Origin of the sequence: Zhongshania aliphaticivorans (assembly GCF_001586255.1) — a bacterium.
In the GTDB taxonomy this organism is placed as follows: Bacteria; Pseudomonadota; Gammaproteobacteria; order Pseudomonadales; family Spongiibacteraceae; genus Spongiibacter; species Spongiibacter aliphaticivorans.
Map to the genome: position 1 here is coordinate 2,355,935 of NZ_CP014544.1, position 23,956 is coordinate 2,379,890.

A 23,956-nucleotide genomic window follows, 5' to 3' on the forward strand; every position below is an offset into this window, starting at 1 on the left:
CCAGTCTATTTTATTTAAATTAGCATTACAAAAATGCAATCACGGATACTGTAACGTGCAAGAGAAACGCGCCCGCTCCAAAAGCGAAGAAAAACGCCAGCAAATCATCCTCTCTGCAGGAATGCTGTTTGTCGAACACGGCTTTGAAAAAGTCAGTATGGAAGGCATCGCCAAGACTGCCGGGGTTTCCAAGCAAACGGTATACAGTCACTTTGGCAACAAACAGCAGCTATTCACCGCCGCAATCGAGTCCAAATGTGACGAATACGAGCTCGTCCCCGAAAAGCAAAGCAGCGCAATGGGCTGCGAGGCTTATCTCACTTATTTCTGCAGCCACCTCGCCTCGCTGCTGAGCAGCCCCGAAGCAATTGGTATTTTTCGGGTTTGCGTGCGCGAAGGCGGTAATACCGAAGTTGGCGAACTGTTTTGGGCCGCAGGGCCAGATAAAATCAGACAGCGCCTGAGTAACTATTTAAACGAGCAAAACCAGTTAGGTCATTTACGCATCGACAATATCGACTTCGCCGCAAGCCAGCTCATCGCAATGATCCACAGCGAGGCGCAATTTCGCAACTTACTGTGTATTGGCAATTCAAAGTCTGCCACTGAACTACAAAACTATGCCCAGCATTGCGTGCGCATGTTTTTAAAAGCCTACCAAACGTAATTCTGCAGCAGTCTTAGTCCTCGAGTTCTTTGTGGAGCGCTGGCGCCGCCCCCGAATCGAGCGGAGGCTTTGCCCCGTCGGTTTGCGCGGCCAACGACGAGTTTGCCGTCAATTTAATAACCGCCTTTTGCAGCATCATACTATTTGGGTAGACCACTGTGGTGCCGTCATCCCGCCGAATAAGCACATGGAACAAAGCAATTTCTAAAATTCGGCCGCTAATATCATCGTCTTTATCCACCACCCTAATGCGATCACCAATACCATAGGGGAAGGCAAAAAAGATAATCACGCCGGCAGTTAAATGACTGAGCATTGACCACTGTGCAATCAAGGCAATGCCAAGCACCGCCAAAAATGACGATATAAAAATGAATACTTGGTGGTAGCCCAGGCCTAAGAAAAAACACACGAGCACAAAGCCCAACAGCAAGGTCCCAAAATTCAAACTCTTGCGAACATAGCCCACGCGCAAGGCGGAACGCTGATTTTTCTCAGCAAAATTAATCAACATGGTGTTGAGCACACGGTTCAAATAAAACATGACACCGACGGCAAGTAACACAATCAAAAACTTATTCATTTACTGGTATATCCCATTGCACTATTACTGCGTTCTAAGTACTTTTGTGGGCGACGCCCACGTTTTAACGACTTTAAATTCTCTTGGTAAGAAACACTGTCTTCGGGTAAATAACTGCACAGGCTAAATAACCGCGTTTGCTCTCGCAACCAGGCCGCCCAACAAGCGTGCCCTGCCGCGACCCGCCGAAGGTAATCGTCCGGTGTTTCTCCTGCGCGACGCGGCACCCCCTTTCTTGCCAGCGCGGCGCAGCTAGCAAGGTAATAGCGTGCGGCCAAGTCCTCGCCAGCACGCTTAGGTAAACGCAAACTAAAGAAGGCAGCCAAGCACAGCGGTATGCCCCCAGCCAACATAATGACTAACATCAAGCGCTGGGGGTTAATATCACCAAGCACTCGCAAGAGAAAATCATTTTGGGTGCCGGAATCATAATTGAGTATCCAGCGCGCCCACGCGTAATTAATATTATCAACAAAATATCGGAAACGCTTAGCCCATTCGTACTTGCGCAGAGACAATGGCGACTCGCCCAAATACCCCTCTTGATCCCGCAGCATTGCTTCTGCGCCTAAACGAATACGATTGGGGGCCACCGTGGCGGTTGGATCTACCCGCAACCACCCCTGCCCCTCAATATACACTTCTGCCCAGGCGTGGGCGTCGGACTGATTAACCAATAGGTAGCCATCGCGATCATTAAACTCACCACCTTGGTAGCCCACCACTATCCGCGCAGGCACCCCTGCCGCGCGCATTAAATACACAAAACTACCCGCAAAATGTTCGCAAAAGCCCTGACGGCTATCAAACAAGAACTCATCGACATTACTCTCTCCGAGTAAGGGCGGTGTGAGGGTGTAAATAAACGGTGTTTGCTCAAAATACCGAATTGCCGCAGCAACCCGGTCTTGGGCGTCTGGCCACTGCGTCTGCCACTGCGCTGCCAGCGCCTCGGCTCGTGGGTTAGCCGCCCGGCCTAAGCTCAAATTTTTACGACTTAACGCCTTATTGTCGACCAGAGCTTGGCCCAAATTACTGTTCACGGTGTACTGCAAGCGGCCCGTTATTGGTCTGGCCGGTAACCATAAATGCTGATTGCTGTAATAAACATCATCGCGGCTTACCACCGCCTGAGGTAGCGTGTACAACCATTTATGGCTGCCCGGCTCCAAGGTTACGGTGTAATTCAACTGCGGCTCGGCCAATACCGGAGGAGGCATTTTATTCGACCATAACGACCAGCTACTGCGAGTCCAACGCCGACCATCAAAATCATCGAGCACCAACCCTCGCCAGTATAAATCGTGGGAGGCTGGCATGACGCCGTTAAATCGCACTCTGAAAGCCAGCGCGCCAGACTGACTTAATTTAGCAATATCGCCAAACTCCAGCGAGTCAGACATGCCCGTGGTCGCCTGCCCGCCGGGCAATGGCATGGTCCACAATGGCCCAATACGGGGGAATATCACAAACAACATCAGCATCAATGGCAGGGATTGCAAGGCCATGACGGCGACCACACGCAACATCGGCAGGGTCTTTGCACGTCTGCGCTGCAGTGCTTGCTGGGCCAATAGCAATACTGCAATCTGCAATAGCGCCATAATGAGTGCGCCAATCTGCTGAGAAAACAGGAGTCCGCAAGCAACAATGAAATAACTGAGCATTAATATAAGCCAGTGATCTCGCGCCGTTTTGAGCTCTAATAATTTAAGTACAACCGCTAAAACCAAAATGGTGACCATGGCTTCTAACGAAAACAATGATGGAAACGAGAAGTAGACGCCGCCAAGGGTGCTCAGTGCAATACACGCCTTGATCCAGCGCGCGGGAAACGACCACGCAGCGCTAACAATGCGCCAATACCAGAGAGCCACAAATGCCCACACCGCGAGTATCCACACCGGCAACACGCCGAGCTGCGGCGCCAAGGTCACCAATTGCGCCAACAGCAGCCAAATGACGGCCTGGCGCTGCGCGACAAAATTAATATTCGCGGTCGTCATTTAAAAGACCGCCAGTTCGCGCAGAACCTTGCTCAGCTGCCCGCTGCCAGAGCCTGACGCCACGGTAAGTTTTGGCAATTTTAAACCGTAAGCCAGACCTTGTTTGTCGCAGTCTAGCGCCCAGGCACAAAGTGTACTCAAGCGCTCTTCCACACTGAGGCCCTCTAAGCTATCCCAATCTAAAATCAACTCATCGGCCTGAGACTGTTCATATTGTTTTACCAGTAAACCCTGGCCCTTGGCGTAAGCCTTCCAAAAAATTCGCCGAGGTGACTGCCCCGCCTGATAACGATTAAAGCCACTGAATTCATCGCTATCATTGCTACGATCAGGAATATGTCCCTCGCCGCTGTCAGCGCTGTTTAACAAGGGACGCAAACAGCGCGGCCGCGGATAAACAAGGCAATGCCAATCTAAGGACGGTGCACTCCAGCAGCGCAAAATCCCTAAAGGGTAGCGCGACGTGACTTCCATCCGCCCCGGCCGCAAAGCGCCGCGCTTCTGTGTAGGGTATTTAATAATGACGTTAGCTGCGCCCATCTCGGCGTCGATATCGCACACTTCCATTTGTTGATTGGGAAAGCCAACATTCAAGCGATGGCGATCTCGCCGCCCAGCCTCCAAGTGCAGATGAAAACTGGCTAATTCACCGGCAAATACCGGCTCAGCCGCACCGGCGCGCAGCAACAGCCCAGATAGATTTGCGTAGGTGTGTAATATCGCCACCAGAAAAATGCTGAATAACCAAAAGCATAAGGCAAAGATTAAATTATTCTGATAATTAATGGCCAGCAGTAGCAAGCCCATCAACATGATGGCAAAGCCCAAGCCAGCACTGGAGGGAATGATAAAAATACGGCGTTGATTGAGGGTGATTTCACTACAGCGCGGACTGCGTTTGTCTAACCAGCTATTAAAACGGCGACGAAATAACGCTCTAATCCGGTTTTTCATCGCTATACCACTACCGGTACCTGTGACAATAAGCGCTTAATTAAATCCGGGCCATCACCTTGGCCGTCGGCAGCTGCCTTGAGTCGATGGGCGGCAACGGGTTCTAGCACCAATTGGATGTCGTCGGGCAACACATAGTCACGCCCTTGTAACATCGCCCAGGCCTTCGCGCATTGAATAAGTGCCAATGCGGCGCGGGTAGACAGGCCAAAAGCGTAGTGGGAATCTTGACGGGTAAAACCGATTAGACGCTGCACATACGACAGCACGCTGTCGCGAACTTCAATTGCGTCTACCGCATTTTGCAGGGCAATAATCTTTTCGGCATTGAGCAAGGCTCGCAGCTGGCTTAACACCGAGCGGGGATCACCACCCGCCAGCAAGCGCCGCTCCGAGCGCTCATCGGGGTAACCGAGTGAAATCCGCATCAAAAAGCGGTCGAGCTGGGACTCCGGCAACGGAAAGGTTCCAGACTGGAACCACGGATTTTGGGTCGCCATAACAAAATAAGGCTGGGGCAAAGGACGCGTTTCGCCTTCAATGCTGACCTGCTGTTCAGCCATTGCCTCAAGTAATGCGCTTTGCGTCTTTGGGCTGGCGCGATTGATTTCATCAACGAGTAAAAATTGAGTAAAAATTGGCCCCGGATGAAAATGAAAAGCGTTGCTGTTACGGTCGAATACCGAGACCCCTAGAATATCGGCCGGCAACAAATCGCTGGTAAATTGCATGCGCTGGTAGTCCAGCCCGGTGACTCTGGCAAAGGCCTGGGACAGGGTGGTTTTTCCAACGCCGGGCACGTCTTCAATTAGCAGATGACCCCGCGCTAATAAGCAGCACAAGGCTTGCTGTACTTGCCGGTCTTTACCTAAGACAACTCGCCCGATCTCTGCACTTACCGCCGCTAACACAGCCAATTGATCAGACGGCATCGAGGCCACGCTGTAAGTCGGCGCGCAAATCCGCAATATCTTCTAGGCCGACCGCGACGCGAATCAAATTGTCTTTAATGCCCGCCTCCGCGCGCTGTTCTGGACTTAAGCGACCATGCGTGGTCGTCGCGGGGTGCACGATGGTGGTTTTAGCGTCGCCGAGATTAGCCGTAATCGACACCAACCGCGTGGCATCAATAAATCGCCACGCCGCCGCCTGATCCCCGCGCACTTCAAACGACATCACCCCGCCAAAGGCCTTTTGCTGAGCTGCAGCTAAAGCGTGTTGGGGGTGATCTTCTAAACCTGAATAATGAACTTTGTCGATATTCGGCTGCGTTTGCAGCCACTGCGCCAAGGCCAGCGCACTGGCCGAGTGCGCCATCATCCGCAGGCGCAAGGTTTCTAGCCCCTTGAGGAAAACCCAGGCATTAAAGGGGCTCATACTCGGACCCGCAGTGCGAATAAAGCCTAAGACTTCATCCATATGCTCGCGACGGCCTACGACCGCGCCACCCACACAGCGACCTTGGCCGTCTAAATATTTAGTCGCCGAGTGCACCACAATATCGGCGCCCAAGGCTAAAGGCAACTGCAAGGCGGGTGTGCAAAAACAGTTATCTACCACCAACAAGCAATTGTGCTTATGGGCAATATCCGCTAGGGCGCGAATGTCCGCCACTTCCGACAATGGATTAGACGGCGTTTCGAGAAACAGCAGCCGGGTATCGGCACATATCGCAGCTTGCCACGCCTCGGGGTCGACCAAGTCGACAAACGTAGTGCGTATACCAACTTTGCCCAAAAATTTAGTGAGTAATACCGTGGTAGTACCAAACACGCTGCGGGAGCAGACGATATGGTCTCCGGTCTTAAGCAGGGCCATACACGTACTGAGAATAGCCGCCATACCCGAGGCCGTCGCCACCCCCATTTCGGCGCCTTCTAGGGCCGCGATGCGTTCTTCAAACGTGCGCACGGTAGGGTTGGTATAGCGCGAGTACACATTGCCGGGCTGCTCGCCAGAAAACCGCGCTGCGGCTTCAGCGGCTGAGGCAAACACATAACTTGAGGTCGTAAATATTGGCTCTGAATGCTCGCCTTCCGCGGTACGGCGCTGACCACCGCGCACCGCGCGAGTATCAAGTGCAGCGGCGTCGAGAACCGCCACGCGCTGAGCTAAATATTCCTGTTCAGTCATGTTTTCTACCTAGACCAATCTACTTTTATGATACGTCATTATGCAAGCCAATCAGCGCGCCGTCACCACTGCTGGCATTACGCTCATTTTGACTATTGTCATTGCGATCTGCTGCCAATTTATCGAGGTATGCTTGATCGACATCACCGGTAATATAGTCGCCATTAAACACCGAGCACTCAAAGTCATTGATCTTAGGGTTACCTTCCGAGGAGCAATGCACTAAGTCATCAAGGTCTTGATATATAAGCCAGTCTGCGCCTATTTCAGTGCGAATCTCTTCCACTGTGCGACCGTGGGCAATGAGTTCATCGACTGACGGCATATCAATACCGTAGACATTGGGGTAGCGAACTGGGGGCGCTGCCGAGGCAAAATACACCTTGCGCGCACCGGCATCCCGTGCCATTTCAATGATCTGCTGACAGGTCGTGCCCCGGACGATGGAGTCATCCACTAGCATGACGTTTTTGTCTTTAAACTCAAGACCGATGGCATTGAGCTTTTGTTTTACCGATTTTTTCCGGGCGCTCTGCCCAGGCATAATAAAAGTACGGCCGATATAGCGGTTTTTTACCAAACCTTCGCGGAATTTAACGCCTAATTTTGCCGCCATTGACTGTGCAGCAATACGGCTAGAGTCCGGAATGGGCACAATAACGTCGATATCGTGGCCGGGGTGATCTCGCAGAATCTTTTCTGCCAAACGCTCGCCCTGACGCAGCCGAGATTTATAAACCGAAATGCCGTCCATAATCGAATCGGGCCGCGCAAAATACACATGCTCAAAAATACAGGGCCGGTAATCCGCCGCGTCGGCACATTTGCGTACGTGAATTTCGCCAGAGGTTTGGATATAGACCGCTTCACCCGGCGCAACATCGGCGACTAATTTATAACCCAGCGCGTCTAAGGCCACGCTTTCTGAGGCCAGCATATATTCTTTGCCGCCAGCAGATTCACGCACGCCATACACTAAAGGACGGATACCGTTTGGATCGCGGAAACCAATAACACCGTAATTGGCGATCATCGCCACCACGGCATAGCCGCCCTTGCAGCGATTATGAACACCGCTAACCGCTGAAAAAACATCATCGGCTTCAGGCACTAATTTACCCAGTTTCTGTAATTCGTGTGCGAAAACGTTAAGAAGAACCTCAGAATCTGAATCTGTATTGAGGTGGCGTAGATCAGACTGGAATAGCTCTTGGGACAGTTCAGCGGCATTGGTTAAATTGCCATTGTGCGCAAGACTAATACCGTAGGGTGAATTGACGTAAAACGGCTGCGCCAATGCGGGGCTTGAGCTACCCGCTGTTGGGTAGCGAACGTGGCCGATGCCGATATTGCCAGTTAAGCGCTGCATGTGTCTGGTGTGAAACACATCCTTTACTAGACCATTGCCTTTGCGCTGATTTAGCTTGCCATCGGCAAAGGTCACAATACCGGCGGCGTCCTGGCCGCGGTGTTGCAATACCGTTAAAGCATCATATAAATCTTGATTTACGTTGGACTTGGCGACTATGCCTGCAATGCCACACATGCAGTACTACCTCAATTAAGGTGAAGATCAATGCGTTTATACGGAGTTGTTCGACATTAACGTCGACACCCAGTTAACCACATCGTTGAAGCTCTGCTCTGACCAGTCCTTCATCAACAGAAACTCGGGTATCAGCTGCGATTCCTTCCACCACTGATCATTTTCTATACCCGTCAATAACGACGGAAGTAAAACTAAAGCGGCCAACACCACAATCAAACCACGGGTGGTGCCAAATATCATACCCAATAAGCGATCTGTGCCGCTAAGACCGGTGCGTTTAACCACCATGGCAATAAAGTGGGTTAGCAAACTACCCAGTACCAAGGTGCCGCCAAACAGCAGTACGTACGCCAAAATTTCTCGCAGGTAAATTTTATCAACCAGATTTTCAAGTAGGCCTACGGCTTGGCTATGGAAAGCAACACTGACAAAAAATGCCACCGCCCATGAGGCCAGTGACAGTGCTTCTTTGACAAAACCACGAATCAAACTAATTAGTGCAGACAGGGTGACAACGCCAATAATGGCCCAATCTACCCAAACTAAGGTGCTTAGCACTCTAAACAGCTCCCGTGGAATTTCGAGACGCGAATTCTAGCAAGCTCGCGCCCCCAGCCCAAGTAAGATTTCACTCCGGGCATTAAATTGACATTGCTATGGCTCAAAGCGATTAACGATAGACTTAACATTGAATCGCGTATTAATTGCGCCTTGCTGAGCAACAGCCTTGTCTTCGCTCAACACCGGCCCTACCAAGACTCTGTGCAAACGCTTGCCACCACGTTCTATTTGATCTGTAAACGCTTTATAGCCCGCGCCTTGTAGTGACTTTTTAAGGGCGGCCGCATTGTCGGCATTGCCAAACACCCCCACTTGCACCACCCAGGCTAATGGCAGGCCGTGCTTATCCAACCCGGGCTTCTTCGGCGCCTCGCTGCTTGGCTGCTGCACCGCGGGTTTTGCCGCCGGAGCAGTGCTTGGCTTTGGGGCCGCCGCAACCACCGGAGGACGCGATTTGCTTTGCACCGGCGCGGAGGACACCTCATCGTCTATACGAGGAACAGGCTGCGGCGGCACAAGCTCAGTGTCAGCCGATGTAATACCTTCAGGTCGCTCTGGCTCCGCCTCAAGCAAGGGTTCAAATTGTGGCGCCGCCGGAATTTGACTATGGCGATCAAGCTTAGAGGCCGCCGGACCGGTAAACAGCAAGGACCACAAAATGACGCCGCCGCAGAGTAACACCAAGGCACCAATTAAGCGCTGTCTCATCACAATGTATTCCCCTTGGCGGTTATGACCGAACTCACGTCGACCCCGCCACGCTCGGACAAAAACAACATGGCTTCTGCCACGGTGAAAAAAGAGCCAAAAACCACTACACGGTCACCGCTCGCTGATTGCGCTATAGCCTGCTGAATACTTGCCGCCACGCTGCCACCGTACTCGACTCCGCTGACTTGCTGAGCCATTAACATACCGGCTACGTCACTCGCTCCAGCGGCACGGCTATTTCCATCTAAATCTGCCAACCACCAGTTCTCGAAACATGGCTGTAAAATACTGAGTATTTCCGCAATAGCCTTATCAGCCATAACCGCAAAAACGCAACGACTACGACCGCTAACGGGATATTGCTGCAAATGTTGGCGCAGTGTAACAACTGCAGCGGGGTTATGCGCGACATCTAAAACAATATCAACGCCATCTAAGGCAATATGTTGGCAGCGACCCGACAGCTCGACAAGCGACAAGCCGCTTCTCACCGCAGCGTCAGAAACATTCAAATCCAGATACTGCAAGGCTTGCAGAACGGTTGCGGCATTGTCGAGCAGTACGCTGGGTAGCGGTAAGCCATGGTATTCGAGCTTATCGCCCTGTGCATCCACGCCCTGCCAATCCCACTGGCTTGTTGATTCGCTATAAGAAAAGTCGCGATCTCGGCATAAAACAACTGCGCCAATATCACGCCCGTAGCTCAACACCGACTGCGGCGGGTTCACATCCCCCACCACCGCAATTCGACCTTGGCGAAAAACCCCAGCTTTCTCGCGGCCAATGACCTCGCGGTCGCGCCCTAACCAAGCCTCATGGTCAATCGCAATAGAGCTAACAATGGCAATATCGGCGTCGACAATATTCACCGCGTCTAAACGACCGCCAAGCCCCACCTCAAGGATGACAACATCGAGCTCCGCACGCTGAAAAAGCCATAAGGCAGCCAGCGTGCCAAACTCAAAATAGGTCAATGACGTGGCGCCGCGAGCTTCATCGATTGCACTGAATGCGGCGAGCAACTCATCGTCGCTCACATACCGGCCGGCAATGACAATACGCTCGTTGTAATGAACAAGATGGGGCGAGGTGTACGTGCCAACCCGATAGCCTTCAGCACCGAGAATGGCGCTACTTAGCGCAACACAACTGCCTTTGCCGTTTGTACCCGCCACCGTGATAACAGGCATAGCTAGGGCAATATTAAGGGCCTTGGCTACAACGGAAACCCGTTCAAGACCCAAATCAATCGCACGGGGGTGCTGACATTCCAGCCATTGCAGCCACTCTTCAAGCGTCGTAAAGCGCATCGCCTTTATCGTGCTTAATGGGTGTAATGCGTAAGGCTAGACAGTATTCGACTAAGGGTGTCACGCATATCAGCTCGACGCACAATCATATCGATTGCGCCGTGGGCCAATAAAAACTCGCTGAGCTGAAAGCCTGGCGGTAATTTTTGACGAATGGTTTGCTCAATAATATTAGGACCTGCAAAACCGGCCCGCGCGCCCGGCTCGGCAACATTAATATCACCAAGTAAAGCCAAGCTCGCCGACACGCCACCGTAGATAGGGTCGGTCATTACCGACACATAGGGCACGCTGTTCTGCTTCATGCGTTCAAGTACTGCACTGGTCTTGGCCATTTGCATTAAGGAAATAAGCGCTTCTTGCATGCGCGCACCGCCAGAAGCCGAGAAACAAATCAATGGCCAGCCTTCTTTCATGGCGACATTGGCAGCTTGGGTGAATTTTTCACCTACAGCAGAACCCATTGAACCGCCGTGGAAGTTAAATTCAAAAGCCACAACCACAACAGGCAGACCTTTAACCTTACCGGTATAGGCGACAAGTGCGTCTTTTTCACCCGTCGACTTTTGCGCTGCGGTCAAACGGTCGCGGTATTTCTTTTTGTCTTTAAATTTGAGGCGATCAACAGGCTCGATATGGGCAAGAATTTCCTCTCGGCCAGCCTCATCGAGAAACAAAGCAATACGCCGACGTGCACCAATGCGCATGTGGTGGTCACATTTAGGACAAACGTCCATATTGCTTTCCAACTCGGGACGATACAAAACCGCCTCGCACTTCACGCACTTTTTCCATAGACCTTCCGGCACCACACCTTTAGCGCTGCGCTTTTCCGACTCTACCCGACGCACTCCCGAAGGAAGAATTTTGTCTACCCAACTCATAATCCGTTCCTGTTAGTTATCCAGCCGTTGGCTGAATGTACAAAACCACTACACAAATATTCTATAAAAAACAGCTCAGTCCGGGCGCCACTTTAGCGTATTCACACGAAAAATGGCAGCATCACACCGACCTTTAAATCACGTAATACGCAGTCACTATGCGTCTATCGCGGCGCGCATTTCACCGATCAACGAAAGTACTGAGGGAATCCAAACGCTATCTCCCTGACTCCGATCGGCACTGGCCAAGCGCTCGATCAAGGCGCTACCGACAACAACGCCAGCACACAGCGGCGCCAAGGCAGCAGCAGAGGCACCGTCTTTAATGCCAAAACCGACCGTAATCGGCAGATCTGTGTGCGCCTTAATATTATTTAATAGCTGAGTGACCGCTGAAATATCAAGGTTACCAGCACCCGTCACCCCTTTTAAGGCAACGCAATAAAGGTAGCCGCTTGCCAATGCAGCAATTTTGGCGATACGGGTATTGTCCGTGGTCGGCGCGAGCAGGAAGATATTATCAACACCGGCCGCTTTCAGTATCCGGCTCGGCTCTTCGGCCTCCTCTGGTGGCATATCAACGGTCAACAAACCGTCTACCCCCGCCGCCGCTGCGCGCTCAGCGAACACCTCATAGCCCATGCGCTCGATCGGATTCGCATAACCCATTAATACCACAGCGGTTTTGCTGTCAGTCTGACGGAACTCGGCAACCATCGCCAAGGCCATCGTCAATGATACCTTGTGAGCCAAGGCGCGCTCGTGGGCTAACTGAATAACTGGACCTTCCGCCATGGGGTCGGAAAACGGCACCCCCAATTCAATAATATCGGCGCCTTGGCGAACCAGCTCATGCATTAAGCTCACAGTTACCGAAGGCTCAGGGTCGCCGGCAACAATATACGGTACCAAGGCCTTGCGGCCCTGGGTTTTTAAACTTGTAAATAAAGCAGCTAAACGACTCAAAATACTTCCCCGTTATTCAATCCCAATACCGTCGAGTGTTGCGACGGTATGAATGTCTTTATCACCACGGCCAGACAGATTCACTACGATATGCTGCTCCGGACTCATGGTTTTAGCCAATTTTTCGGCATACGCGACGGCGTGAGCAGACTCTAGCGCGGGCATAATACCTTCAACTAAAGTGAGTTTGCGGAATGCCGCCAAGGCCTCATCGTCGTCGATTGCAACATAGTTCACGCGCCCCATGTCCTTCAACCACGAATGCTCAGGACCAACACCGGGGTAATCAAGGCCCGCTGAGACCGAGTGGGTTTCAATAATTTGCCCCGCTTCGTCCTGCATTAGGTAGGTGCGGTTACCGTGCAATATTCCCGGAATACCGTCGTTTAAAGGCGCAGCGTGTTCACCGCTCGCGACGCCGTGCCCGCCAGCTTCAACCCCGTACATGGCCACGCCTTCGTCGTTAAGAAAGGGGTGAAATAAGCCGATAGCGTTAGAGCCACCGCCAACACAGGCAACCAAGGCGTCTGGTAGGCGGCCATTCTGAGCCAAACACTGTTCCCGCGCTTCGCGGCCAATAACCGATTGAAAGTCTCGAACTAACATCGGGTATGGGTGCGGGCCCGCCGCAGTGCCAATAATGTAAAACGTGTCGTCTACATTGGTTACCCAGTTGCGCATGGCTTCGTTCATGGCATCTTTCAGCGTGCGCGAACCGGATTTAACCGAAATCACCTCAGCGCCGAGTAATTTCATGCGATAGACATTTAGGGCCTGACGCTGAATATCCTCTTCGCCCATAAATACCTGGCAGCTCATGCCCAAACGCGCAGCAACGGTTGCCGTCGCAACGCCGTGCTGGCCCGCACCGGTTTCCGCGATCACATGTTTTTTACCCATGTATTTGGCCAACAACGCTTGGCCAACCGTGTTATTTACTTTGTGCGCACCGGTGTGATTAAGATCTTCACGCTTAAGGAAAATCCGCGCACCACCCACTTCTTCTGACCAACGTTTGGCGTAATAGAGTGGTGATGGACGCCCCACATAGTGGGCCAGGTCATGGTCAAATTCCGCTTGAAACCCAGGGTCTTTGCGCAAGCGCTGGTAGGCCGCAGCCAATTCGTCTAGCGCAAAAATTAAGGTTTCGGAGACAAAGCGACCGCCATAGGGGCCAAAATGGCCGCTGGCGTCTGGAAACTGGCTAAAATCAGGTGTTACTACCTTACTACTCACTCAATCCTCCCGTCGGTCAGCTTGGCTGACCGCTTCAATAAAACGTGTCATGGCGTGGGCACATTTAATACCCGGCGCAGATTCAACGCCGCCACTGACATCCAAGGCATAGGGTTTACAGCTCGCAATTGCAGCCCCGGCATTATCTGGTCGCAAACCGCCAGCAAGAAGCAAGGGCCGTTCACTATTGGTGGGAAGCCGCGCCCAGTCGAAAGATTCCCCCGTGCCGCCCGGCACACCCGGTTTATAGCTGTCGAGCAATATTGCCGAGGCACTGGCATAGGCCTGCATCGCCTCTGCCACATCGACGCCATCACGCATCCGTATCGCTTTCATATAGGGTTTAGCAAAAGACGCACAATACGCTGGGGTTTCATCGCCGTGAAACTGCAACAAATCCAGTTCACACACGGCTAATACCTGCCTGACTTCTTCGGCGTCGGCATTAACAAATAGCCCCACCTTACTAACAAAGACCGGTAGCCCCGCCATGAGTTCGGCTGCCTGTGCAGCACTCACACTGCGCGGGCTTTTTGCGTAAAAAACAAAGCCCAGGGCATCCGCACCGGCACGTATCGCTGCCGCAGCGTCTTCAGCTCGGGTAATACCACAGATTTTTACGCGGGTACGGGACACTTAGATGAACAGCCAGGCAATTAATTGGAGCGAATATTAACAAATAAGCTAGGGACGTGTCTGTAAAAGGCCACCTCAGGACACAAGAAAATCAGGACCTAAGTGGGTTTTGGGCAAATTAAAGTGTTCGGGGTAAGTTACATCAACCAAATACAATCCATCGGGCTTGGCGGTAACCCCGCCCTTGCTGCGATCGCGCCCCTCTAAAACTTGACGTGTCCAGCCCGCTGGCATTTCACCACTGCCGACTGCAATAAGCACGCCTGCGATATTCCTCACCATATGATGCAAAAACGCGTTGCCAGCGATATCAATGACGACATAGCGACCACGACGACTCACATTGGCAAAATGGATGTTGCGCATTGCGGTATTTGACTGGCAAGACGCCGCCCGAAATCCGCTAAAATCCTGCTCACCCAACAATACCTGCGCTTCTTCATGCATCAGTTTTTCATCTAATTCGGCGTCGACCAAGGTCACGCCATGCACAAGATGCGCTGAGCGTCGGGGTTGATTGAGAATAACGTAGCGATAGCGCCGGGCTGTTGCCGAAAAACGCGCGTGAAAATCATCCCGCACCTGTTGCGCCCATAGCACCGCGATGTCTTTTGGTAGCTTGGCATTCACCCCGGCAACCCAAGACCGCAAAGAGCGACTTGCTGGCGCGTCAAAATGAACAATTTGATGAGTGGCATGCACGCCTGCGTCTGTTCGACCGGCGCACATCACGGTTACCGGCGCAGCAGCGATTGCAGAAATGGCTTTTTCGAGCCGCTCCTGAATAGTCGCCACCTGCGGTTTTAACTGACTCTGCCAGCCGCGATAAGCACTCCCTTGGTATTCAAAGGCAAGTGCTATGCGACTTCCTAAGGGTAATAGCTCATCGGCAAAGCGATCGAAGCTCGTCATGCCAACTGCCACATCTGATGATTAACCAATAATATCCAACAATGCCTGCGCATCACTTTGCTGCTGTATATCGCCTTCTACGAGTACTTCTTCAAGCATTTCGCGAGCGCCGTCACTATCACCCATATCTACGTAAGCGCGAGCGAGATCAAGCTTAGTGGCCACAGATTCGGTATCGAGTAAATTATCAAACTCGCCCTCACCCTCATCAGCATCAAACTCGTCGAAACTCAAATCTTCTACGGCGATACCCTCGCCCTCATTTGCTTTATTCGTCGTTTCCGCGCTCGCTAATTCACCGCTCTCTAACCCGGCGTCAGCGGCATCGACAAAAAACTCATCGTCCGCCGCGACCGCAGCAGTTTCACTGCTCTCGGTAGACAAATCTAAATCCGCGACTGGACTTAGCGGCGCGTCGAAATCTGTCAAATCAAGGTCTAAATCAGCATCAGAGCCCTCAAATGAGAGTAACTCGTCGTCGTTTTCCACATCGAAGCTAGAGAGATCTAAATCAAGATCCAAATCGCTATCCGCTGCTAATGACGACAATGTATCCCCATTCGCGCTACTGCTTGGTGGCAGGGTATCTGGCTCAGAGCCGTTTGCGGCACTTGCTTCAGCTTCTTCCGCCTCATCTAGCGCGGCAAAATCAAATTCGAAATCATCTTCATCAGAAAGCGCGCTGTCATCTTTGCTATCTAAACCCGCGTCTTCCGCAGTAGCAGCCAGGTCCGCATCGCCCTTACCCAAATCGACGTCGTCGAAATCCGCAAAATCAAAAGACGCTTTTTCGCTCTCTCCCGCCGAGTCACTGACGGCGGCATTAGGCTCAAAATCAAAATCGAGGTCGGCTAAATCGACATCCAGCGAGGCAAGAGCATCGGCCTCAGCATTTCGGACTGAATCGTCAAGGGATTTGCTATCAGAGGCCACGTCATCACCTAGCTCCCCTTTATCACCCTGTTCACCACCTGCAGCCTCGGGTGCGCGAGTATTCGCAAAATCGACACCGAGTTCATCACTGCCAGTCTCGTCTAATTCTAGCGACGCGAGGTCATCGCTAGCAGAATCCGCTTTATCCGCATCCAAATCACTGAGTTCAAAGTCCAGATCGTCACCAAGCTCAAAATCCAATTCTGATTCAACAAGCTCAGCGGTCGAATTGCCAGCGACAGTCAAGTCATCAAACTCATTTTCGGCATCGAGCCAGTCACTTACGCCATCAATAGCTGACATTGATTCTTTAACACGGGCAATCGCAGCGGCATCACCCAAGCTGCGCAATCCAGCAAATGCCTCGGTAAAGTTTTCACGGTCGCGGGTATCCAAATAAATATCCACTAACTTAACGTGTAAATCTGCGTTGTCTGGGTCCTGGGCAATCGCTGTTTTTAATAAGCTGGCGGCTTGATCGTAACGCCCATAGGCAACATAAATATCTGCCTCCGCAACAATATCGCCGGTTTGAGGCTGGACTGACTCAGTTTCAACGGCGCTGACAGTAATTTCGCCCTCATCCATACCGAGGTCGTCAGTCGCGTCAGTGGCAGCATCAAGTTTGTCAAAATCGAAATCATCGGCATTAAAAGACGGCTCACTATCTTCGCCAGCAATATCGCTCAACTCTGTCGCTTCAGTATTGCCTATATCAAAATCAAAGTTATCGCGTTTAGCCGAAAACACATCGGCATCTGCCACATCACTTGACGCCAAGCTAGCTTCAAAGGCGGCCAGATCGGCCTCACTATCAGCCTCATTGCCACGGCGGCGCAGAATCAAAATAAGCAAGGCCAAAATTGCCACGCCTAAACCGATTAATTTCACAAAACCATTGCTAAGCCAGGCCTGCGCAGTGGCCATTAAACTGGTGTCTGATGACGCCGTGCTAGTCTCGATGGGAGACTCTGCTTCAGGAGCGCTTGGCGTATTCGCCACCGCCGGACCAGCATCTGGTTCGGAGCCTGCCACTAATGCGCCGCCGTCATTGTCTGCTAACGGAGCCATTGCCTCTTGTTCGTCGTCTTGACTAATTGCTTCGTTTTCAGCAAGTGCCGCCACCGCAGCGTCGCCATCGCCTTTCGCCAAACCGGTTTGCAAGGCGGCTAACTGGGTATTTTTCAGTGTAATTAAATTTTGCAGCGTGCGAATCTGCTTTTCCATTTCGAGGACGCGCGCTTGCATAGCGCCATTCTCTAACACTGATTTATCGAGATTCTCCTGCTCTTCCCGCACCTTTTGACGGAGAGCTTCAACTTCATTGCCTGCGGCGGTATCACTGCCAGCGCTACCGACTGAAAATTTAACCGCCTGCTCCTCAACGGCAGGCGCCTCCCGACCGGTCTTATCTGTCGCATCTAGCTGGGGCGCGCGCGCTGGAACAGCGTTCGATGACGCCGTGCTTAAAGTGGCTTTTTTATCGGCAGCAACGCGATTGACTTTTTCGCCACGCCACTCTCTGGCTTGGTTGCGAATTTCGTCAACGGCTTGGTCGTGGTTAATTTCGTGAACTTCAGCCTCGCTAGGGATCCGTAATATATAACCAGATTTAATCCGATTCACATTGCCGGCAACAAAAGCTTTTGGATTCTTTTTAAGCAGGGCCAGCATAGTTTGCTGAGTGGTCACATAAGAGCTCGGACGCAGATTTTCCGCAATTTTCCACATGGTATCGTGGTGCTGAACCCGGTATTCAGTGGGATCTGCAGCTGCGGGCAAACGCTGTTGCTGGTCAACGTCACGCACCAAAGGTGCAGTACGATTAGCCACGCCGATACTGCCACCCGGCTCGCGATTAGGAGCAGTATCTTGAACGACAGCAGCTTTAACCGCTGGCGCACTCGGCGCAACACTACGCGCCACATTGACTGTCGGCGCCGGTGACGCTTTGGCAAATACCGGTAAATCTAATAAAACCGTATATTCTCGGTTCATTTTACCGTTGGGCCAACGCACTTCCACAATGAAGTCTAAGTAAGGTTCTTGAACGGTATTCGTAGTGGTAACGATGATGCGACCATTGCCGCCGCCCTGCAATTCCACTTGGAATTCAAGGGAACTCAGAAACTGGCTGCGTTCTACGCCAGCATTTTCAAAAGCGGTATCGTCAGCAAGTGCGATTCTAATTTGCTCAACATCAAGCTCACCAACATCTCGCAGGGGAATTTCTGCACGAAAAGGCTGATTTAGCGCAGAGCTAAGCGTCAGCTCACCTAAGCCGAGTGCGCTCGCTAATCCGCTATGCAGGGCACTCGTTACCAGTACCGCAGTCGCAAGCCTCTTCCTAACCATATTATCACCGTCTGTGTCTTAGCACTCAGCTCTCAGCGGCTACACTGAAATACTGCTTTTTATATTAAGTAAATCTACCTTGCGGAATCCACGCAATGCGAAGACCAGCTGCATCTCCAAATCACATGCGTAGATATTAGCTAGATGTTGATTTTAATCAAGTTTTTAAGCAGCTCAATAATGTTAAACACCGCACCTTTACGGAGATTATCACCGACAACAGTACAACGAAAGGCCGTTTCGTCACGTCTGTCGTAATAAAGTTGGTCTATATCGATACAATCACTGCCTTGCAAGCACACTGGCGAAGCTTGTTCTGCGTCTTCATTTGGAAATAAACGGAAGCGTGAATCCTCGTTTAACCGACCGCGCAGTGCCGACAAATCAGGCCGCTCCTCACAGGCCACCCGCAACATAATTGTGTGACCATAAAAGACCGGCACCATCATGACATTGGCAATAACTGTAATATTGTCACCCAGCAAGCGACTTAAATTATGCTCTAACTCAGCCGCTGCGCGATCGGCAGACTGCGGCAGTACATTAAAGGCAATCTGCTGACCAAGCGCCGTGGTGTCAGGGGTTTGCCCGCCGAGCAGGCGCGCAGTCTCAGCCGCTAGCGCTTCGATACCATCGCGCCCCGCCACCGATACCGCTTGCGCAACACTAATATCAACCCGCTTAATGGTCGTCGGCGCCAATTGCTGAAGCAACGCCGCGACATGACTAGTGGCGGCATCCGCGATTGCGAATAGCTTGCCCGCCGCAACCTCAGCACCCTCGCAAAACATGGCCACATCATCGCGCTGCGCCAAGGTATCGGTGGCGTCTAACACTACAATACCGGCGTCACAAGCGGCGTCCACCAAGGCGGCATCGCTGCCGACCTCGGGGAGAAATATAGCCAGATCTAAGGCGCTAAAGTCAGCGGTGTCCGGCGCCTTTACCGCAACCGGACGACCGCGAAACATAGCAGTTTCGCCCTCGGCATCTGCCGCAAACACGCTCGCAGTTTCAATGCCAAGCTCCATTCCAGACAAGGCTTCCAGCAGTGACTCGCCTTCAAGTCCGGTGGCACCAAAAATCGCAACGCGTTTAAAGGCCATTACTTGATATCTCCAAGCAAAATTCGCAGCATCCGGCGCAGCGGCTCGGCAGCGCCCCACAACAACTGGTCACCTACAGTAAAGGCCGACAGATACTGCTCGCCCATATTCAATTTGCGCAAACGACCAACGGGCACATGAAGCTTGCCGGTGACGGCGGTCGGCGTGAGTTTGGCGAGAGTTTCGGCGCGATCATTAGGCACAACTTGCACCCAGTCATTGGCACTGGCCAAGATGCTTTCCACTTCGTTAATCGCAACGTTTTTGTTGAGCTTAATTGTCAATGCCTGGCTATGGCAGCGCATAGCGCCAATACGCACGCAGTTGCCGTCAATGGCGATAGGCGACTGTTCGCGGCCAAGAATTTTATTGGTCTCGGCTTGGCCCTTCCACTCTTCGCGGCTCTGACCATTTTCCAGCTGAGTATCAATCCACGGCAGTAAGCTGCCCGCCAAGGCGTGACCAAACTGTTCTTTAGGAAAGGCATCGCTGCGCATCATCTCGGCGACTTTACGGTCAATATCGAGAATATTAGAGCGAGGATCGGCCAATTCGTCGGCAACGCAGTCCCGTACAGTGCCCATCTGGTTAATCAATTCACGCATATTTTGTGCACCGGCGCCGCTAGCCGCCTGATATGTTTGAGCGCTAACCCACTCAACCAAGCCTTCACGGAATAAACCGCCAACAGCCATCAGCATTAAGCTCACGGTACAGTTGCCGCCGATAAAGTTTTTAACGCCGCGGCTCAAACCGTCTTTAATCACGTCGAGGTTAACGGGGTCGAGGGTGATGATCGCCGAGTCATCCATACGCAGTGAAGAGGCCGCATCAATCCAGTAGCCATCCCAACCGCCCTCGCGCAAGGCGGGAAACACTGACTTGGTATAGTCGCCACCCTGGCAGGAAATAATAATGTCCATTTGCCGCAATTCAGCCACATCATTGGCGTCTTTTAAGGCCTCGATATCACGACCAATCGTAGGGCCCTGTCCACCGACATTAGAGGTGGTGAAAAATACCGGCTCAATACTGTCAAAGTCTTTTTCATCTAGCATCCGACCCATCAATACTGAGCCAACCATACCGCGCCAACCTACAAATCCTACTTTTTTCATAATGACTCCTAAAGCTGTTTTGCGACCAGCGACACCGCCAGCGCTAATATCTACCGCGAAAAGTCTTGTGCGCCTTAGAGCGCAGCGATAACGGCATCGCCCATTTCTACGGTGTTCACGAGGGTGCTGCCCGGCGAGAAGATATCACCAGTACGCAGCCCCTTGTCCAGTACTTTGCTTACGGCGTCTTCAATCGCTTGCGCCGCATCCGGCTCTGCCAGCGAATAACGCAACATCATCGCCACCGACAAAATCGTCGCCAATGGGTTTGCTTTGTTTTGTCCTGCAATATCAGGCGCCGAACCGTGACAAGGCTCGTACATACCCCGGCCATTCACATCCAGCGAGGCGGACGGCAGCATGCCAATTGAACCCGTGAGCATGGCGGCGGCGTCAGACAAAATATCACCAAACATATTACCAGTAACCACTACATCAAACTGCTTGGGTTCGCGAATCAGCTGCATGGCGGCATTGTCGACATACATATGACTCAGCTCAACATCGGGGTAGTCCTTGGCCATGTCGTCCATCACTTCTCGCCACAGCATGGTTACTTCCAAGACATTGGCTTTATCGACAGAGCACAGGCGACCACCGCGCTTTTGCGCCGCCTCAAAAGCGACTTTACCGATGCGCCGAATCTGGGACTCGTTGTACACGTAGGTGTTATAGCCTTCGCGCTCGCCATTTTCTAAAACTCGAATACCGCGAGGCTGGCCAAAATAAATACCGCCGGTCAGCTCCCGCACGATCAGAATATCCAAACCCGCAACCAACTCGGGCTTCAGCGACGAGGCATTTGCCAACTGCGGATACAAAATCGCGGGACGTAAATTACCAAACAAATCCAAACGCCGACGAATTTCTAATAAACCTGCCTTCTCAGGGCGCTCTGCAACCGGCAGTTTATCCCACTTAGGACCACCCACTGCACCCAGTAGAATTGCATCAGCCCGGGCGCACAGTTCAAAGGTCGCCTCGGGCAACGCACTACCGTGGGCATCAATAGCAGAACCGCCCACTAAGGCATGCTCTAAATTTAAACCCAAGCCAAAACGGGTATTGATGTTTTCTAAGACCTTCACCGCTTCGGCCATGATTTCATGACCAATCCCGTCGCCAGGTAATACTGCAATCGTTCTTTGTGTAGACACCTTATATTCCTTTTAAAATAGCTTTTACTGTTGCTAAACCAATTTATTAAGCGATGTGCTCACGAAACAGCCACGGCGACTTCGTCATCAACTTACTCTCATAGGCGCGAATGTCATCGGCGTCTTGCAGCGTTAAACCAATATCGTCCAAGCCGTTAACGAGGCAGTGCTTGCGGAATTCATCTACCTCAAAGGGGATCGACTCGCCTGCTGGAGTAATTACCGTCTGCGCGGGCAAGTCTATTTTGAGCTTATAGCCTTCATCGGCATACATTGCAGCAAACAGCTCAGCCACTTTGGCCGCTGGCAAAACAATCGGCAAAATGCCATTTTTAAAGCAGTTATTGAAGAAAATATCGGCAAAGCTCGGCGCAATCACGCAGCTAAAGCCGTAATCTTCTAATGCCCAGGGCGCGTGCTCGCGACTTGAGCCGCAACCAAAATTTTCTCGTGCCAACAAAATTTCGGCGCCTTGATAACGCGGCTGGTTTAAGGGGAAGTCTGGGTTTAGCGGGCGCTGACTATTGTCGCGACCCGGCTGCCCTTCATCAAGATAACGCAGCTCATCAAACAAATTAGGACCAAAGCCGCTGCGCTTGATCGACTTTAAAAACTGCTTGGGAATAATCATATCGGTATCTACATTTGCGCGATCCATTGGCGCCACAATACCGTCTAACACTGTAAATGCTTTCATAGCCAATTCCTCAAATCCAGTCTCGAACATCAACAAAATGACCTGCTATCGCCGCTGCCGCTGCCATCGCGGGGCTCACCAAATGGGTGCGACCACCAAAGCCCTGACGGCCTTCAAAATTGCGGTTAGAGGTCGAGGCGCAGTGCTCGCCCGCGCCGAGCTTATCGGCATTCATGGCAAGGCACATTGAGCAGCCTGGCTCGCGCCACAACAAACCCGCTTCGATAAAAATTTTATCTAAACCTTCGGCCTCGGCCTGCTTCTTAACCAAGCCAGAACCAGGCACAACCAAAGCCTCTTTCACATTGGCAGCCACTGTTTTGCCGCGTACAACAGCGGCTGCTTCGCGCAGATCTTCAATTCGTGAATTGGTACAAGAGCCAATAAATACGCGATCTAATTTAATATCGGTAATCGCCTGGCCCGCTTTCAAGCCCATATACTCCAGCGCCCGCTCACAGCCGCTGCGCTTGGCAGGGTCAGTGTAATCATTGGGGCTAGGTACAATGCCATTGATCGGCAACACCATCTCGGGGCTAGTACCCCAGGTGACTTGGGGCAGAATATCGGCGCCATTAAGCACGACCGTGGCATCAAATACCGCGTCATCGTCGCTGTGCAGGGTGCGCCAGTACTTAACCGCTTCATCCCACTCTGCAGCGCTGGGCGCAAAGGGACGACCGTTAACGTAGTCGAGGGTAATATCGTCTACCGCAACCATACCGACACGAGCGCCGCCTTCAATCGCCATATTACAGATGGTCATACGACCTTCCATAGACAGCTTGCGAATCACCTCGCCACCAAACTCAATTGCGTAGCCAGTGCCACCCGCCGTACCGATTTTGCCAATAATGGCCAGCACCACGTCTTTTGCGGTTACGCCGGGACCCAGTTCACCGTCGACCCGCACCAGCATGTTTTTGCTTTTCTTTTGTATCAGGCACTGGGTGGCAAGGACGTGCTCAACCTCAGAGGTGCCAATACCGTGGGCCAATGCCCCTAGGGCGCCATGAGTAGCCGTGTGGGAATCACCACACACCACGGTCATGCCTGGCAGAGTTGCGCCCTGCTCTGGACCAACCACGTGCACAATGCCTTGGCGCACATCATTTATTGAAAATTCGGTAATACCAAATTCGCTGCAATTCTCGTCTAAGGTGCGCACTTGAATACGCGACACCTCGTCGGCAATGGCCTCTACCCCGCCGCTGCGCTCAACCGCTTCGGTGGGCACATTGTGGTCTGGCGTTGCCAAATTTGCCGTTACCCGCCAGGGGCTGCGCCCCGCCAAACGCAGGCCTTCAAAAGCCTGTGGCGAGGTGACTTCGTGTACCAAATGACGGTCGATATACAGCAGCGCCGTGCCATCGTCGCGCTCTTTGACCAAGTGAGCCGCCCACAATTTGTCGTAAAGTGTTTGTCCTTTCATATCTTGACCAGCCATATCCTGTTCCGCCGTACTGACTAAAAAGAGTAATT

The 23,956-nt window shown here is 52.1% G+C and carries 21 protein-coding genes; 1 reads left to right on the forward strand and 20 read right to left on the reverse strand.

Translation table 11 applies throughout. The features are described from left to right. Positions 1–55: 55 nt before the first annotated feature. Positions 56–667, forward strand: a complete 612-nt coding sequence (locus AZF00_RS10465) for a TetR/AcrR family transcriptional regulator (RefSeq protein ID WP_062383719.1) — start codon at positions 56–58, stop codon at positions 665–667. 13 nt (positions 668–680) lie between these two features. On the opposite strand, the gene AZF00_RS10470 is transcribed toward AZF00_RS10465, so the two are convergent. From AZF00_RS10470 to leuC, 20 genes are all read right to left on the reverse strand, one after another. Next, positions 681–1,250 carry a mechanosensitive ion channel family protein gene (locus AZF00_RS10470; protein WP_062383722.1) on the reverse strand — a complete coding sequence of 190 codons (570 nt, stop codon included), beginning with the start codon at positions 1,248–1,250 and terminating at the stop codon, positions 681–683. Continuing rightward, entirely contained in the window at positions 1,247–3,256 is a 2,010-nt protein-coding gene (locus AZF00_RS10475) for a transglutaminase TgpA family protein (RefSeq protein ID WP_062383725.1), read from the reverse strand. The genes AZF00_RS10470 and AZF00_RS10475 overlap by 4 nt, the downstream gene beginning before the upstream one ends. Then, a complete protein-coding gene (locus AZF00_RS10480; protein ID WP_062383727.1) occupies positions 3,257–4,210 on the reverse strand; it encodes a DUF58 domain-containing protein in 954 nt (317 codons plus the stop codon). It abuts the gene before it with no gap. A gap of 2 nt (positions 4,211–4,212) precedes the next feature. After that, the gene (locus tag AZF00_RS10485; RefSeq protein ID WP_062383730.1) at positions 4,213–5,142 is read right to left on the reverse strand and encodes an AAA family ATPase; all 930 of its coding nucleotides are present in this window, start codon (positions 5,140–5,142) and stop codon (positions 4,213–4,215) included. Further along, positions 5,132–6,343 (reverse strand): O-succinylhomoserine sulfhydrylase, encoded by a 1,212-nt coding sequence (locus tag AZF00_RS10490; protein ID WP_062383733.1) that lies wholly within the window; start codon positions 6,341–6,343, stop codon positions 5,132–5,134. Before AZF00_RS10490 ends, AZF00_RS10485 begins: the two co-directional genes overlap by 11 nt. A 25-nt stretch (positions 6,344–6,368) precedes the next feature. Then, entirely contained in the window at positions 6,369–7,889 is a 1,521-nt protein-coding gene (purF, locus tag AZF00_RS10495) for an amidophosphoribosyltransferase (RefSeq protein ID WP_062383736.1), read from the reverse strand. A gap of 36 nt (positions 7,890–7,925) precedes the next feature. Next, positions 7,926–8,450 (reverse strand): CvpA family protein, encoded by a 525-nt coding sequence (locus AZF00_RS10500; RefSeq protein ID WP_062383739.1) that lies wholly within the window; start codon positions 8,448–8,450, stop codon positions 7,926–7,928. A gap of 96 nt (positions 8,451–8,546) precedes the next feature. Then, positions 8,547–9,161, reverse strand: a complete 615-nt coding sequence (locus AZF00_RS10505; RefSeq protein ID WP_062383742.1) for an SPOR domain-containing protein — start codon at positions 9,159–9,161, stop codon at positions 8,547–8,549. Further along, the gene (gene folC, locus AZF00_RS10510; protein WP_062383745.1) at positions 9,161–10,474 is read right to left on the reverse strand and encodes a bifunctional tetrahydrofolate synthase/dihydrofolate synthase; all 1,314 of its coding nucleotides are present in this window, start codon (positions 10,472–10,474) and stop codon (positions 9,161–9,163) included. Before folC ends, AZF00_RS10505 begins: the two co-directional genes overlap by 1 nt. Positions 10,475–10,488: 14 nt before the next feature. Next, positions 10,489–11,358 carry an acetyl-CoA carboxylase, carboxyltransferase subunit beta gene (accD, locus tag AZF00_RS10515; RefSeq protein WP_008249662.1) on the reverse strand — a complete coding sequence of 290 codons (870 nt, stop codon included), beginning with the start codon at positions 11,356–11,358 and terminating at the stop codon, positions 10,489–10,491. A gap of 156 nt (positions 11,359–11,514) precedes the next feature. After that, complete coding sequence (gene trpA / locus AZF00_RS10520; RefSeq protein ID WP_062383748.1) at positions 11,515–12,324, reverse strand: tryptophan synthase subunit alpha; 810 nt, start codon at positions 12,322–12,324, stop codon at positions 11,515–11,517. A 12-nt stretch (positions 12,325–12,336) separates the two neighbouring features. Then, entirely contained in the window at positions 12,337–13,560 is a 1,224-nt protein-coding gene (gene trpB / locus AZF00_RS10525; RefSeq protein WP_062383751.1) for a tryptophan synthase subunit beta, read from the reverse strand. Then, positions 13,561–14,196, reverse strand: coding sequence for a phosphoribosylanthranilate isomerase (locus AZF00_RS10530; protein WP_062383753.1), 636 nt, complete (start codon positions 14,194–14,196; stop codon positions 13,561–13,563). Between the two features lie 75 nt (positions 14,197–14,271). Further along, a complete protein-coding gene (gene truA, locus AZF00_RS10535; protein ID WP_062383756.1) occupies positions 14,272–15,108 on the reverse strand; it encodes a tRNA pseudouridine(38-40) synthase TruA in 837 nt (278 codons plus the stop codon). 21 nt (positions 15,109–15,129) lie between these two features. Beyond that, on the reverse strand, positions 15,130–18,396 hold the full coding sequence (locus AZF00_RS10540) for a FimV/HubP family polar landmark protein (RefSeq protein ID WP_062383763.1): 3,267 nt from the start codon (positions 18,394–18,396) through the stop codon (positions 15,130–15,132). A 140-nt stretch (positions 18,397–18,536) separates the two neighbouring features. After that, positions 18,537–19,502 (reverse strand): Asd/ArgC dimerization domain-containing protein, encoded by a 966-nt coding sequence (locus AZF00_RS10545; protein ID WP_008249649.1) that lies wholly within the window; start codon positions 19,500–19,502, stop codon positions 18,537–18,539. Next, on the reverse strand, positions 19,502–20,620 hold the full coding sequence (gene asd / locus AZF00_RS10550) for an aspartate-semialdehyde dehydrogenase (RefSeq protein WP_008249647.1): 1,119 nt from the start codon (positions 20,618–20,620) through the stop codon (positions 19,502–19,504). Before asd ends, AZF00_RS10545 begins: the two co-directional genes overlap by 1 nt. A gap of 74 nt (positions 20,621–20,694) precedes the next feature. Then, positions 20,695–21,720, reverse strand: coding sequence for a 3-isopropylmalate dehydrogenase (gene leuB / locus AZF00_RS10555; RefSeq protein WP_050985202.1), 1,026 nt, complete (start codon positions 21,718–21,720; stop codon positions 20,695–20,697). A gap of 103 nt (positions 21,721–21,823) precedes the next feature. Further along, positions 21,824–22,474 carry a 3-isopropylmalate dehydratase small subunit gene (leuD, locus tag AZF00_RS10560; RefSeq protein ID WP_008249644.1) on the reverse strand — a complete coding sequence of 217 codons (651 nt, stop codon included), beginning with the start codon at positions 22,472–22,474 and terminating at the stop codon, positions 21,824–21,826. Between the two features lie 10 nt (positions 22,475–22,484). After that, on the reverse strand, positions 22,485–23,906 hold the full coding sequence (leuC, locus tag AZF00_RS10565; protein ID WP_008249636.1) for a 3-isopropylmalate dehydratase large subunit: 1,422 nt from the start codon (positions 23,904–23,906) through the stop codon (positions 22,485–22,487). Positions 23,907–23,956: the final 50 nt, after the last annotated feature.